Raw genomic sequence first — 13,574 nt, 5'->3', positions numbered from 1 at the left:
GTAACCGGAGCGACTGGCGATACGGGAGCAACTGGTGATACAGGAGCGACTGGCGATACGGGAGCAACTGGAGTAACAGGTGCAACCGGCGATACAGGTGCGACCGGCGATACGGGGGCTACTGGAGTAACCGGAGCAACCGGTGATACGGGAGCAACTGGTGTAACCGGAGCGACTGGTGATACAGGAGCCACCGGAGTAACAGGAGCAACCGGCGATACGGGTGCTACCGGAGCAACAGGAGCCACCGGTGAGACAGGAGCTACTGGAGCCACCGGTGAGACAGGAGCTACCGGAGCCACCGGCGCTGCCGGCGTTGCAGGTCTCGTAGGTCTCGCCGGAGCCACCGGTGCTACTGGTTCCTTTGTAGCTGAAGATAGCTTCTCAGGATTTCTTCCTACTGTTTCTACAAGTGCAAGCACCCAATTAACCGGGTGGACTGTGACTGCGCCTTATTTTGACAGTGCGGATTTTGATGAGGTGGCAGGAAACTATACCGTTCCGGCGACAGGGTATTACTCAATTCAGGCAACCATCAACTATTCCACTACGGCTGCTATCACCGTTTCGCTTGGTGCAGGTGTCGATCCTGCTTTTGTAGTCAGAAGAACCAGCCCGACAACTACGGATTTAATTAGCGGCCTGTTCCCGGTATTAAACGTAAATGTCGCTCTAGTATTAACGTTACGGACGATTCTTGGTAATGGTACAGTGACTTTGGCTGGGGAAGTTCAGCTAGATGCCGGTGATGTTATAGGTCTCTTCTATGAGGCGAATGGATTAACTATTCCTCTTGACTTAGGAAGCGCTCCAGGTACTGTGTGGTCTGTCGTTAGATTGACTTAACGTATATTTGTTCTTCAGGAGAAAAGAATAAACCCAATATAAACCGGCTTATCATTTCTAGGGTAAGCCGGTTTTTTCATTGGATTTTCAGAATTGACTGTTATACTTCAGGATCAGAAAATGATAAGCAAGGGAATAAAGTGAGTAGTGTTTTCATATTCGCTTATTTTTATGGGCTGCTGACGAAAGGGGAGATATTTATGGCGTTTATTTCTATTGTTGTTCCTGTCTTTAATGAACAGGATAATATAAGGGTATTTTACCAGGAAGTAGTTCGGCATATGGAGCAAACGGACTATTCGTTCGAACTCCTGTTTGTTGATGATGGCTCCAGCGATAAGACGGCACTGCTCTTGGACAAGCTGGCACGGGTTGACGACAGGGTACGGGCTATTTTGCTTGCCCGCAATTTTGGCCACCAGGTTGCCCTGACTTGCGGCCTGGATCATGCAAAGGGCGATGCGGTCATTACCATGGACGGTGATATGCAGCATCCGCCTGATATGCTGCCTCTGCTTTTAAGCAGATGGCAGGAAGGTTATGAAGTGGTGCAAACTATACGGAAGGATACGGAAGGCGTATCTCAATTTAAGCGGTTTACTTCCGCCATGTTTTACCGCATTATGAATGGCATGTCCAATATCCGGGTGGCAGAAGGCGGTTCAGATTTTAGACTGCTGGACAGAAAGGCCGTGGAAACGTTAAAGAACTTTAAAGAAAAGGCCAGGTTTATCCGCGGTATCGTCGGTAATCTGGGCTACCGGCAAACCGAGATTGAATTTGTTGCTCCTCAGCGTTTTGCGGGGACTTCGAAGTTTTCGTTAAAAAAAATGCTGAATTTTGGTCTGGATGGAATTACGGCCTATTCCCGGCTGCCGTTGAGGATGGCCTTTTATTTGGGGCTGCTGTCCGGTTTGTTGAGTTTTCTGGTGACTTTGGATGTAGTTTATACGAAGCTGTTTACCGCCGAGGCTGTCCCAGGCTGGGCAACTATCGCGGCCAGTGTTTTACTGCTGGGTGGATTACAGCTCGTAGGGCTCGGAATCATCGGGGAATATGTGGGGCGGGTTTTTGAAGAAGTCAAACAACGTCCGCTTTATTGGGTGAGTAAAGAACTGACCGGTGCCAATGAAGCCCGTCAGCCCAGGAAAGATGTGGTAGCCTGAAAAAGGGAATTTTACAAAGGAAAATCATGCATACTTACATTAAGGGTTGGTATCACCTTCTGTAGTGGAAGCGGTAGCCGACATTGAATAACGGGAGGAAGGGTAAGTATGCGTTCCTATTATGATTTAATCAGCCATGAGGGCAACCGGTCCTTGTTTACGGCCATTGAGCTGTCCATTGCCTCGCAGGTCAACAGGATCCCCCTCCATTTTCATGTAGAAGGATTGCGAGGGACAGGCAAGACAACAATTATAAGGGCTGCCCGACATATTTTGCCGCCCATCCTCCGGATTAAAAACTGCTGCTATAACTGCCGGCCGGAAGCACCCCATTGTCCGGAGCATAAGGGCCTGTCGCCGGAGGAGATTATCAGGTTGGGAACTGAACTGGTGCCGCGTCCTTTTCTGGAAATATCCCATTCTGCCAAAATTGGCACAGTGGTTGGCAGCATTGATTTGGGTAAAATTATCGATTCCCGGCATTCCGTAGCGGCGTTATTGCCGGGGACGGTGCCACGGGCTCACCGCGGCATTATTTTCATTGATGAAATAAACCGTTTAGCTGATACTTCACCGGAATTGGTGGATGTATTGCTGGATATGATGGGAACCAAGCCAGGCCGGGTGCAGATCGAGGAAACCGGTTTGCCGACAGTTGAGCTTCCCGTTACGGCCAGCATCTGGGCGGCTTCCAATCCGGATGAAGACCCCGGCCCACTGCAGCAAATCCGTAAGCAGTTATCCGACCGATTTGATTTACGGGTACAGATGGAACGGCCGCTGCAGTCGCAGACAGTACGGCGTATACTCATGCAGCCCAGGCAGAAGGATATCTTAGGGGTAAAGAGCCGGGAACTGGCAGTTTCAGACATGAAAAATGTGGTCTTCCCGAGTGACATTCTGGATGTGCTGGCTGCTATCTATATTGATTTTGAAATTGAGAGCATTCGGGCGGTGGAAGCTCTGGAATTATCAGCCACTCTGCTTGCTCTGCGCAACGGCAGAAAAACAGTCACTTTGGATGACGTAGCGGATGTGGTGCCCTTGGTTTTCGGGCATCGTCTGGACCCGGTCACGATCGAACGCATTCAACAATATGTAAAAAGGTTGGCGCTGCAAAACGGCTGGGAAGCTGACACTGCCGACCATCCGGGCAACCCGGTAATGGCCGAGCGAAGTAAGGAGAAAAATTCCTGGTTGAAGCGGCTATGGCAAAGTGCTTGCAAGAAGTTTTCCAACGGTAATGGCAGTCCGGCCAGTTCCGGTAAAACCAGGGAGCAAGGTGAGGGACAAAGTCTGGAAGGGCCGTCGGCCCGTCCTGCTGCGACTGAAATGGTTGCTCCGCCTAAGCAGGCGATTCCGTTAGAGCAGCTGCCTTCTGATCAACTGGTATCGGTTGATTCAGAGCCATGAGCCGGGAGGAAAGCACGGTGGTGCTGTTTGATGAAAGGCTGCCGGCCGGCAGTGTGGAAACGGCTGCCAGACGACTGGCGGTGGTGCTGGAAGAGAGAAAAGGAGCACGTATCGGCGAGTGTGCTGTGGTAAGCCGGCAAGTCCATACCTATGATCCGCAAAAACCGGAGGTAATCCAGATTCTGCAGAATTCTGATGCCGGGCAGACTTTTTATCATCGCCGTGATTGCGGCAGGATTTTGCATGTGGATATCTTTCATGAGTGCGGCCGGCTGCGGCCGGAACCGGTAGCCCAGGCCTTGCGGGAGGTCATTGCCCAGTATAATGTCAGTGAAATATTTAACGGCCGGATTAACCCCGATGCGGTCGATTTGCAAACCGGCGAAGGTGGCGGACGAATTACCGGGAAATTAGTGTATGGAAAAAAAGACACGTTGTGTAAAGCCCATGAAAATCATGTTCATATGGCAGTTATGCTTTCCCGGGAGGCTTTAAGCGGTCTGTTTTATATGGTCCATGCGGTAGAGCAGGTGATTTTGACCAATCAACTTGAATTGCGCCGGAATGAAAGAATTATTCAGGTCGATAATCCTGCAAATACCAAGCTGGACATGTCGGATTATGCTACTGACAATGATTCGCTGCTTACCGGTGATCAGGCAGCACCGGAAGAAGAGGATGAGGATGAACTGGATCAGGCTGAAGCCGAAGACAACTCTTTGCAGTCATCTGGCAGCGGTGAGGGAGCTGGAAAACCTCCACCTGATGCCAGGCACGGCAATCCTGACAGGTCAATGGGGAATACAGCGCATCCCAAAGAGTGCAATGAGCAGAAGCTGGTTAGCATAGCGGAGGAAAAGCCTGCCACGCTGCATTTGGTAAAACCGCCTGATGAGGAGGTGGCCAACTGCCTTGTGCATGCTCTGGTCTGTAAAAATCCGGACAAAATGGCGGCGTATCTGAAGAAAATTCAACGGAATGGTAAGCAATCCAACAGGTTGGGACAATACAACCGGTCAACATTGCTTTATTCCCGCTGGGAAGTCAGTAAAAAGCTGGTGGAAAAGCCTGGCGAAGAAATAACCTCCCTTAATATTTCCGAGACGGTTCATGCGGCGGCCTGCCGCAAGATGACAGAGTCTAACATCAGTTTTTCTATTACCAAAAACGATTTGCGTCACTATATTCGCTGCCGGCGCAATGGCAATGATATTTGTCTTGTGATTGACGCCAGCTCCAGCATGGGGGGCAAACGGATTCAGGCGGCTAAAATGTTTGCCGGACAGCTGTTGACGAGGGTTCGCGGTCGGATTGGAATTGTTACTTTTCAAAACAGTGCAGCCGAGGTGCGGGTACCCTTAACCAGAAATTATCAGCAGCTTACTAAAGGTTTACAGGATATTCAGACATCTGGCAGGACGCCGCTGGCGTTGGGACTGCAAGCGGGCTTTCAACACCTGCGCAAGGCAAAGGCGGACAAGGGTGTATTGATTTTAATTACCGATGGACTGCCGGACGGTCCCGATTGCACCACGCAGCAGTCGGTGGACGACGCACTGCTCGTGGCCCGTCAAATAAAAAAACAGGGCTACCGGCTTATTGCCATCGGCCTGCGCCCTTATCAGGACTATCTGGCCCGGTTGAGTCAGGAGGCTGATGGGGTAGTGTATGTTTTTGATACCATTAACAGTCATTTGTTAAATTACGAAACCATTGCTGAGAATTTATTGTGAGGTGGCGTATTTCTTAAAAAAATTAATGAATTATGGCACAAAAAGCGCCACCAGGGAGCGTGCCGGACAGTTCGAAAACACGCCCTAATCCGGTCGATGACTTTCCTAATTAGGAAAGTCTTTTTTTGTGTTTGTGGTCTTAAAGGGCGGAGAAATCGCTGATAAATCAGTGTTTCCCGGGTGTATAGGATGGAAGAAATGTGAAACAATATATGTTAAACTGGCAGTTCTTGCCGGAAAGACGGGGCAAGCGGATGATACAGATAAGCACCTGGCAGTTATATTGCCTCATGATGCTATTTGAAATCGGGAGTACGACGGTCTTTGGGCTGGGGATTGATGCCAATGAGGATGCCTGGCTTGCCATTCTAACGGCGATGTTTTTTGGTTTTTTGCTTCTTTGGATATTTACGGAGATTCATCGCCGGTATCCCGACCGGAATTTGGTGGAAATTATTCAGCAGACTTTTGGTAATTGGTTAGCCATTCCGTTGGCTATGCTGTACGGTCTGGAATTTTTCTGGATTGCGACACTAAATTTCCGGGAATTTGGTGAACTGATTTCGATGATATTGCTGCCTAATATTCCCTTATCGATGATTCTCATCATTTTTATGATTACCGTTGTGTATGTGCTTTTTTTAGGCTGTGAGGTGTTGGCCCGGATGGGAGAAATCATGTTTCCCATCGTGGTGTTTTTTATTATAGCCACCATTTTTTTAATCAGCGCGTCCGGTGAAGTCAGTCTGCACCGACTGCAGCCGGTACTGGGCAGCGGGGTAGGACCAGTACTGAAAGCCGCTATACCGGCGGTATTAAACTTCCCTTTTGGCGAAATGGTGGTTTTTTTTATGTATTGGCCCTTTGCGCGAGAGAAAAAACTGGTGAGAAAGACTTCCATGTTTGTCACTGCCACTATTGGCGTACTGCTGTCCAGTGTGCTGGCCCTTATGGTAGCCGTGTTAGGAGTGCCATTGGTAAAAATATCTACAATCCCGATCTATGAAGTGATTAAGCTTATTAATATTATGGACATTATTACTAACCTTGACTCGATTGCTACGGTAGTCATGTTTATTGGCGGTTTCTTTAAGATGGCCATTCATTTTTATGGTGGAATTCTGGTGTACAAAACATTGCTTAAGGTGCCGCGAAAGCATGAAAAATGGTTAATTGTATTTTTTGGCGCTTTTTGGACCTGGTTTTCCATTACCTATTATCCTAACCTAATTTTTCACCGCTGGGCCGGGCTGAAAGTCTCAATTTCTTATTTCTACAGTGGCTTTACGGTATTTGAACTGGTCTGTCCGGTATTATTGCTCATAGCCATTTATTTGAAGGACCTGCAACGACGGATTAAAAAAACAGACAATTGTCAACAGGAGGGAAGTTGATTCCATGGATACCCTTACACCGCAACTATTGCTGGAAGTCGGATTTGTTCCGGCCGTATTGATTGTTGGCGGCTGGCTATATGCCGGGGTGCTTGCCCTCCTTTGCGTTTATTATGCACTGCATTGTCTTGTGCGCTGGATTACCCGTTGAATTGGTCAAACACTTAAGAGAAAGTAAGTGATGGTTCTGCAGTTTACACAGCTTGCCAATACCGGACCGGAGCAAAAAGCATATGACGGGGCCGGCCCGGAGCCGGCTTGTCAGGTGAGTCTGGATATCCGGTTTAATCAAAGACAGGTAAAGGGAATTTTTGATAAAAGCCAGGATGTTGTATTCCGTGATTTTAGCATTCCTCAACTGCATCGGGAAGCCTTTTTGTGTTTTATCAATGGGATGGCAAATGTAGAACAGATTGATCAATACATTCTCCAGCCGCTCATGCAAAAACAGGTAAAAGGCCGGACGAGGCGAAACCGAAACCGGGGGAATGGACTGCAACACGTGAAAAAGGAATTGCTGGGATCAGCTAATATTACTGAAACCGATTTGTTTCAGGAAGTAGCCCGACAGTTGCTGGCCGGCAATACGGCTGTCTTTATTGCCCGATCATCGCAGGTGCTGATTATTCATACCGAGGGTTTTAGTTACCGGGTCATTGAAGAACCTGGCACGGAGACGGTGGTCAGGGGATCAAGGGAAGGCTTTACCGAAAATATAAACGTCAATATCACCATGTTGCGCCGGCGCGTGAGAAATACCGGTCTTGTTGTAGAGAAAATGCAGCTCGGTGAGCAAACAAACACCAATCTAATGATTGTCTATCTCGAAAATCTAGTAAATCCCGAACTGGTGTCGGAAGTAAAAAAAAGAATACAGCAGATTAAACTTGATGCCGTATTAGACTCGGGATACGTGGAGCAGTATATTGAAGATCAGAAGTACAGTATTTTTTCAACGGTGGGTTCCACCGAGAAACCCGATGTGGTTGCCGGTAAGCTGTTGGAGGGACGGGTGGCGGTTTTTTGTGACGGAACCCCCTTTGTCTTGACGGTTCCTTTTTTGTTTATCGAAGGCTTGCAGAGCAGTGAAGACTATTACTTGCGGCCTATTGCCGCCTCGTTTATGAGGCTGATCCGGATTTTCTCGCTGTTTATGACCATTGCACTGCCTGCTTTGTATGTAACGGTATCCACGTATCATTATGAAATGGTGCCAACTATTTTGCTCATTACGATGGCGGCTACCCGGGAGGGTATCCCTTTTCCGCCTTTCTTGGAAGCGTTCATCATGGGCATTGCTTTTGAAATTATCCGCGAAGCCGGTATCCGGATGCCCCGTCCGGTCGGGCAGGCAATCAGTATTGTGGGAGCGCTGGTGCTCGGTGAAACGGCGGTCAATGCGGGGGTAGTCAGTAGTCCGATGGTTATCGTTGTGGCCATTACCGCTATTACTGATTTTGTAAATCCCTCCCTGACCACAACGACCGTATATTTACGTATTTTTTTATTGGCTTTGGCGGCGGTGCTGGGATTATACGGTATTCTGATCGGCTTTTTCTTTATTATGGCCCATCTCTGTTCCTTGCGCTCATTCGGTGCTCCCTATTTGTCGCCGCTTGCCCCGGTGAACCGGAGCGGTTTAAAGGATACCTTGGTCAGGAGCTTCCTATGGCTCATGAAACAAAGACCTTCCTATATTCAATGGAAACATTCGCGTCGGAGAGGAGAGTGAGATGGTGCGGTTTATACTGGTTGTCTGCCTCTTGCTTTGTCTGCTGCCGGCGACAGGTTGTAAAACACCGGAAGAATTGAATAATATTGGGATCGTCGTGGCTGTTGCCTTGGATAGGGACGCTGCCAGCGGCGATATCTTGGTCACCTCCGAAGTCATCCGGCCGGCGGCACTTGATAAAAAAGGGGCAAGAAATCAAGAGGTTGTGGATATTGTTACCGGCAGAGGCAGCACTATTTTTGAGGCGGTACGCAATACAACACAGATTTTGGACAGGATTAACTTTTACGCCCATACCAAAGTCATTATCGTTGATGAGACGTTGGCTAAAGAAGGACTTACGCCCTTGCTCGATTTCTTTGTAAGAGGCAGGCAGCTCAGAGGCTATACCCTGCTGTGCATTGCCAAGCAGGGCCAGGCTAAGGATATTTTGAATGTTAAAACAGGAGTCGATGTGATTCCGGCCATCTACTTGCGGGACACTATCAAGAACACAAAATACAATAATAAAGCAGTGGTCAGCAGTGTAGTCGACTATTACCGTGATTTTCTCAAAGAAGGCAACTGCTCGGTCCTTGGTGTCGTGGAAGTTGCACCCAGCGAGGAAAGCGGTTCAGGGGATAAACAAAAAACAGGCGCGGAACAAGTAAAATCCAGCGGTGCCGCGGTGTTTAAGAAAGACAGGCTGGCAGGCTATCTGGACGAAACGGAAACCCAGGGGCTTAACTGGCTGGTGAAGGAATTGCCGAACGGCATGGTGACGCTGCCTTCCCGCTTGGAGCCGGGGAAGCTTATTTCCCTGGAAATTGAGAGCAGCAAGACAAGCATAAAGCCGGAATATCGGGAGGGTAAGCTGTGTTTTGTCATTCAGGTGGACACAGAGCTAACCCTGGTGGAGCAGCAGGGCAAAAAAAAGATACTCGCACCCAAAGCTATGCTGGACTATTTGGGTGGAGTACGTGAAGATGCTGAACGGGAAATCGGCGATAGCATCAGCCGGACTATTTTAAAAACTCAGAACGAATTTGACTGTGATGTCGTAGGCTTTGCCAGTGCGCTCAAGCAAAAAGAGCCAGCTATCTGGCGAACGGTAGCTGATAACTGGGAGGAAGTATTTCCCACCGTGGATCATGAGCTCCATGTTCAGGTGCATATTGTAGGAACTGCCCTGAAACAAGGGTTTTTCTAATCAGTGGCTCCGAATGTCTCCTGACGGTGATTTCTTACTCGCCATAGATCATTCCGCTATTTGATAATTTCCAGGGTGCTTTTTGCCGTACCGGAGCATTCCTCTGCTGTGGAAAAAGGAAGGTCGACCACCTGGAAGCGAATGCTGCCGCTGGGAGCGGAAAATAGGGTATCCAGCATTTTTTCCGCAATGCGGATCTTTCTGGACACAACTTCCGGATTGGATTCGTGACCGTGAATCAGTGGGGAAGAAGCTTCCAACAGGGAAGCTATAATGCCAAGAAAAAAAGCAAGTGTTTCTTCCATATGCTGCACATGGGTGACACCCTCCTGATTACATCGTTCCAGGATGGGGATGAGCGAAGGGATCGAAATCATTTGGGTTTTGCGCCAAAGCTGATTAATCAGCAGTCCCTGTTTTTCTTTATATAATATTTTAGCCAAAAGACCTGGTTTCCCGGAATAAGAGAGCTTATAGAACAGATTAATAAATAAATTAAGCTGCTTGAGAGCAGGGACATGATTCTGGTGGTATGATTTGATTTCAGCCAGCATGTTTTGAAAATGCTTGGTAAAAATGGCTTCCAGGACAGCGTCTTTGGAAGCAAAGTAGTAATAAAAGGTTCCCTGGGCTACACCGACTTTTTTTACGATATCCTGGATCATGGTATTTTGATATCCGGCAGCTAAAAATAACTCTTCGGCTGCATCAATTAATTCGGCCTGCCTCACTAACGGATCTTTGCTTATTCTGGAAATAGGGAGCACCTCGCTTTTTTTATCTGCCCAAGGGCGAAAAATAAAAAGATGTCGGACTTATTATACCATATTCAGGCAATTTTTTTGCTGATAGATAGTAAGAAATAAGAGTTTTTGTTGAACCGGGCAATTTATTGCTTAGGGAATCGCTGATTTTATGAACCTGCCGATATAACGAAAAAGGAGTCGTCAGGACGCGCAGCGCAAAGAAATCAAGGGTATAACGCGCGATTTAGGTATTCCACCGTGTCCACCGTGCGTATTCCGGCATTGTTCACCGTGAAAAAGGAAAGGGGAATAATGCTTTTCTGCTCTATGGCGTTCATATGCCTGAGCTCATAAATCGCTGTGAGCTGAGCTATGGCTGCCTCGTCACTTAACTCTTCTGTCAGGGAAAGATTGAGCGGAACAAAAACAATGACATCCGGCTGGTAGGACAATACCGTTTCGGCGCTGACCAGTGAAGCGGAACTGGTGCAGAGATTGATGCCGCCTGCATCGGCAACTAGTTGGCTGATTAGATAGTTGTTGCCGTACAGAGTAAAACGGCCATTGCCGTGACTTTGCAGAATGATTACCGTTTTTTTCTGTTTCACCGTCTCGGCCCGATTCTTAACCAGAGCCATTCGCTGCTGCAACTGATGGATATAGTCAGTGGTTTTATCGGTAATGCCAAATAGTTTTCCCATATCGTCAATAAAGGGATAAACGGTTCCCTCGACAGTCGGTGTAACCGCTGGAAGGGTACTGGGCACGATATACGTGGCTACGTTACGTTTTTGCCAGGCTGTAACATCGCCGAAGCCGCCGACATCAAAATGGTGCGACCAGCCGATAATCAGATCGGGCTGCATCAGCACCAGCTCTTCCTGGGAAGGAGCGTACAGAGCCTTGGTCAGCGGCAGGTTGGCATATTTACTGGCCAGGCGTTTTAAAGGAGGTCCATAGGGAGCTACGGAGGCGAGAATATGATCTTCAAGTCCCAGCTCCAGCAAGAGCTCGGTGGCCCCCGGATGGGTTACAACCACCCGGCTGGGCGGCTGGGTATAGGTGGTGGCAATCGGATGGCCGCCGGCGTCATAGTTTTCAAGCGTTATTGGATAACCGGCTGTTGCCTGGGCCGGAGCAACAGGACCGGTGGCCGGCGGCGAGAACTGACAGCCGGCTGTCGTCAACAGCAGGCTGCAGGCTGCCAGGAGTAGGTATTTATGTGTTTTCTTCATCATGCTCCTTACCCGGTGATCCTTTCCTGCCCGGCCGGGCAATAGCTGATGGAAAGACAGCCGGTTCGGGGATGTTTCATAACATGACAGTCTATTTCGTAGACCTGGCGGATCAGATGGGGGGTAAGCACGTCGCCAGGCGTGCCGCCGGCGATTAGTTGCCCCTCTTTCAGTATGTAGAGATCATCACAGTACATGGCCGCCAGGTTGAGATCGTGTAGTACGGCCAGTACGCTGATGTCTAACGATTTTACGATGGACAGCAACTCAAGCTGGTATTTGATATCCAAATGGTTGGTCGGTTCATCTAGCAGCAGCAGGTGCGGCTGCTGAGCTAACGCTCTGGCTAAAATGATGCGCTGCTTTTCGCCACCCGACAAAGTGGAAAAGTTACGGTCGGCAAAATTCTCCATACCGACCTGTTGCAGCGACTGCCTGGCAATTTCGTAATCTTCCCGGTTGTTGCCGGCCAGCCTTCGTTTATGGGGCGTACGGCCCAGCAGGACCATTTCCAGTACGGTTATATCGCAGCTTAGCGAGTGAAACTGTCCGACCACACCGATCTGTTTGGCCGCGTCGGCTATTTTTATATCCTGCAATGGTTCGCGGTTTAACAATATGGCACCGCTTTGCGGGGATAAAGCGCGATAGATAGTGCGCAGCAGGGTGGATTTGCCACTGCCGTTGGGGCCGAGAATGCCAACAAAGCTGCCGGGACGTACGGTAAGGGAAACATCCTTCACAATGGTTTTGTTTTGTATGGCTACCGCCAGAGCATTGATTGTCAGTTCCATAGTTTCCCTCCTAAGAAAAGGTGCGTTTTATTAATATATACATGAAAAAGGGAGCGCCGATCAGCGACGTGATAATGCCGATGGGCAGTTCGCCATTGCTCAGGATGGTCCTTGATAGGGTGTCGGCCCAGATTAAGAAGACCGCGCCGCCCAGTACGGTACCGGGAATAAGCCGCCGGTGGTCGGCGCCGACAAAGCCCCGGACAATGTGGGGGATGATTAGCCCTACAAAGGCGAAGGTGCCGCAAGCCGATACAATGACTGCCGTCAACAGGGCGGTCAACAGCATATAGCGGTAACGTACCCGGGGGGCATTGACGCCTAAAGTAAGAGCCGTTTCCTCGCCCAGCATCAGCGTGTTGAGTGTCCGGGTCTGGCTCAACAGATACAGGCTGCCCAGCAATACCGTTATGGCCGGCATCAGTAAAGTTTGCCAACTGGCTGCCGCCAGAGAACCCATATTCCAGAAAGTGACATTACTAATTCCCTGGGTGTTGTTGGAAAAATAAATAATGAAGTTAGCCAGGCTGAGGAAAAAGGCATTGGCTATCGTACCGGATAATACAATCTTTACTGTTGAGGATGAACCGCCCAGGGTAGAGAGGCTCATGACCAAAGCGGCCGCGGCCAAGGCACCGATAAACGCGCAGGCAATGATACCGAAGCTGCCGAACAGGCTGGTGCCGCCAAGCAGGATGGCAAAGGTAGCACCCAGCGATGCACCGGCGGAAACTCCCAGGATATAGGGATCGGCTAAGGGGTTTTGTACAGAGGCTTGCATGACGGCACCACACACCGATAACCCGGCACCGGCAATGGCGGCCAGCAGAATCCGGGGCAGGCGCAGGTCCCAAACGATATCGAAATATGTTGCCGGCAATACAGTTGTAATTTGCCCCGGGTCCAGGCTGGAGAGTTTATATAAAATAATTTGAAAGGAATAAAGCGGCGAAATGGTAACCGCACCAAAACAAACGGCGGTTACCATGGACAAAATAAGAGCGGTGCCGAGTAATACGATCAGGGAGCGTGTAGAACGCAGGCTACAGTCCGGCCCTGATTGCTTGCCGGGGCATACAGATAGTTTTATCATTAAAGGTCTCCCTGCTAGTAGCTTAATTTTATCAGTGGTCTGTCAGTACCTTGCGCTACTTAAACATAGGATAAGCTTGTAAGGATTTTTTCGTTCCCGCAAAGCGGAGCAGCCGCACATGTCGGCCATAAGCAAGGCGATGACAACAAAGTGGGGCGAAAAAATACTGCAAGCTTATCTAGGTATGTAGGTGATACAAGGTAGTACTTTGTCAGCCTTAAAACGGTGAAATA

Annotated in this window: 12 protein-coding genes; 8 read left to right on the top strand and 4 right to left on the bottom strand. The window is 49.1% G+C overall.

What is annotated here, in order from left to right; genetic code table 11:
• The 8 genes from BMW43_RS18480 to BMW43_RS18450 all read left to right on the top strand — a co-directional run.
• The coding region (locus BMW43_RS18480) for a collagen-like protein (RefSeq protein ID WP_143050661.1) at positions 1–846 on the top strand (846 nt) is incomplete at its 5' end.
• 200 nt (positions 847–1,046) lie between these two features.
• The gene (locus BMW43_RS18475) at positions 1,047–2,012 is read left to right on the top strand and encodes a glycosyltransferase family 2 protein (protein ID WP_091751291.1); all 966 of its coding nucleotides are present in this window, start codon (positions 1,047–1,049) and stop codon (positions 2,010–2,012) included.
• A 108-nt stretch (positions 2,013–2,120) separates the two neighbouring features.
• On the top strand, positions 2,121–3,425 hold the full coding sequence (locus tag BMW43_RS18470) for an ATP-binding protein (RefSeq protein ID WP_091751288.1): 1,305 nt from the start codon (positions 2,121–2,123) through the stop codon (positions 3,423–3,425).
• A 17-nt stretch (positions 3,426–3,442) separates the two neighbouring features.
• Positions 3,443–5,158: a vWA domain-containing protein gene (locus BMW43_RS18465; protein ID WP_177173676.1), complete on the top strand. Its 1,716-nt coding sequence runs from the start codon at positions 3,443–3,445 to the stop codon at positions 5,156–5,158.
• Positions 5,159–5,358: 200 nt separating this feature from the next.
• Complete coding sequence (locus BMW43_RS18460) at positions 5,359–6,552, top strand: GerAB/ArcD/ProY family transporter (protein ID WP_091751282.1); 1,194 nt, start codon at positions 5,359–5,361, stop codon at positions 6,550–6,552.
• Positions 6,553–6,556: 4 nt separating this feature from the next.
• Entirely contained in the window at positions 6,557–6,703 is a 147-nt protein-coding gene (locus tag BMW43_RS21255) for a hypothetical protein (protein ID WP_177173675.1), read from the top strand.
• A gap of 30 nt (positions 6,704–6,733) precedes the next feature.
• Positions 6,734–8,284, top strand: coding sequence for a spore germination protein (locus tag BMW43_RS18455; RefSeq protein WP_091751280.1), 1,551 nt, complete (start codon positions 6,734–6,736; stop codon positions 8,282–8,284).
• A gap of 1 nt (position 8,285) precedes the next feature.
• Positions 8,286–9,473 carry a Ger(x)C family spore germination protein gene (locus BMW43_RS18450; RefSeq protein ID WP_091751276.1) on the top strand — a complete coding sequence of 396 codons (1,188 nt, stop codon included), beginning with the start codon at positions 8,286–8,288 and terminating at the stop codon, positions 9,471–9,473.
• A gap of 56 nt (positions 9,474–9,529) precedes the next feature.
• Here the strand turns inward: BMW43_RS18450 and BMW43_RS18445 are convergent, their stop codons facing one another.
• The 4 genes from BMW43_RS18445 to BMW43_RS18430 all read right to left on the bottom strand — a co-directional run bounded on the left by BMW43_RS18445 (position 9,530) and on the right by BMW43_RS18430 (position 13,341).
• Entirely contained in the window at positions 9,530–10,204 is a 675-nt protein-coding gene (locus tag BMW43_RS18445) for a TetR/AcrR family transcriptional regulator (protein ID WP_245732604.1), read from the bottom strand.
• 239 nt (positions 10,205–10,443) lie between these two features.
• A complete protein-coding gene (locus tag BMW43_RS18440; protein ID WP_245732603.1) occupies positions 10,444–11,457 on the bottom strand; it encodes an ABC transporter substrate-binding protein in 1,014 nt (337 codons plus the stop codon).
• Positions 11,458–11,462: 5 nt separating this feature from the next.
• A complete protein-coding gene (locus BMW43_RS18435; RefSeq protein WP_091751271.1) occupies positions 11,463–12,248 on the bottom strand; it encodes an ABC transporter ATP-binding protein in 786 nt (261 codons plus the stop codon).
• A 10-nt stretch (positions 12,249–12,258) separates the two neighbouring features.
• Positions 12,259–13,341, bottom strand: coding sequence for a FecCD family ABC transporter permease (locus tag BMW43_RS18430; protein WP_091751268.1), 1,083 nt, complete (start codon positions 13,339–13,341; stop codon positions 12,259–12,261).
• Between the last annotated feature and the right edge of the window lie 233 nt (positions 13,342–13,574).

The organism is Propionispora vibrioides (assembly GCF_900110485.1).
In the GTDB taxonomy this organism is placed as follows: Bacteria; Bacillota; Negativicutes; order Propionisporales; family Propionisporaceae; genus Propionispora; species Propionispora vibrioides.
This window is presented reverse-complemented; position numbering and strand designations above follow the sequence as displayed.

Excerpts from the sequence above, each read along its gene's own strand:
- BMW43_RS18475 (WP_091751291.1), top strand. The coding sequence starts at position 1,047 with ATGGCGTTTATTTCTATTGTTGTTCCTGTCTTTAATGAACAGGATAAT.
- BMW43_RS18470 (WP_091751288.1), top strand. The coding sequence starts at position 2,121 with ATGCGTTCCTATTATGATTTAATCAGCCATGAGGGCAACCGGTCCTTG.
- BMW43_RS21255 (WP_177173675.1), top strand. The coding sequence starts at position 6,557 with ATGGATACCCTTACACCGCAACTATTGCTGGAAGTCGGATTTGTTCCG.
- BMW43_RS18455 (WP_091751280.1), top strand. The coding sequence starts at position 6,734 with ATGGTTCTGCAGTTTACACAGCTTGCCAATACCGGACCGGAGCAAAAA.
- BMW43_RS18450 (WP_091751276.1), top strand. The coding sequence starts at position 8,286 with ATGGTGCGGTTTATACTGGTTGTCTGCCTCTTGCTTTGTCTGCTGCCG.
- BMW43_RS18440 (WP_245732603.1), bottom strand. The coding sequence starts at position 11,457 with ATGATGAAGAAAACACATAAATACCTACTCCTGGCAGCCTGCAGCCTG.
- BMW43_RS18435 (WP_091751271.1), bottom strand. The coding sequence starts at position 12,248 with ATGGAACTGACAATCAATGCTCTGGCGGTAGCCATACAAAACAAAACC.
- BMW43_RS18430 (WP_091751268.1), bottom strand. The coding sequence starts at position 13,341 with ATGATAAAACTATCTGTATGCCCCGGCAAGCAATCAGGGCCGGACTGT.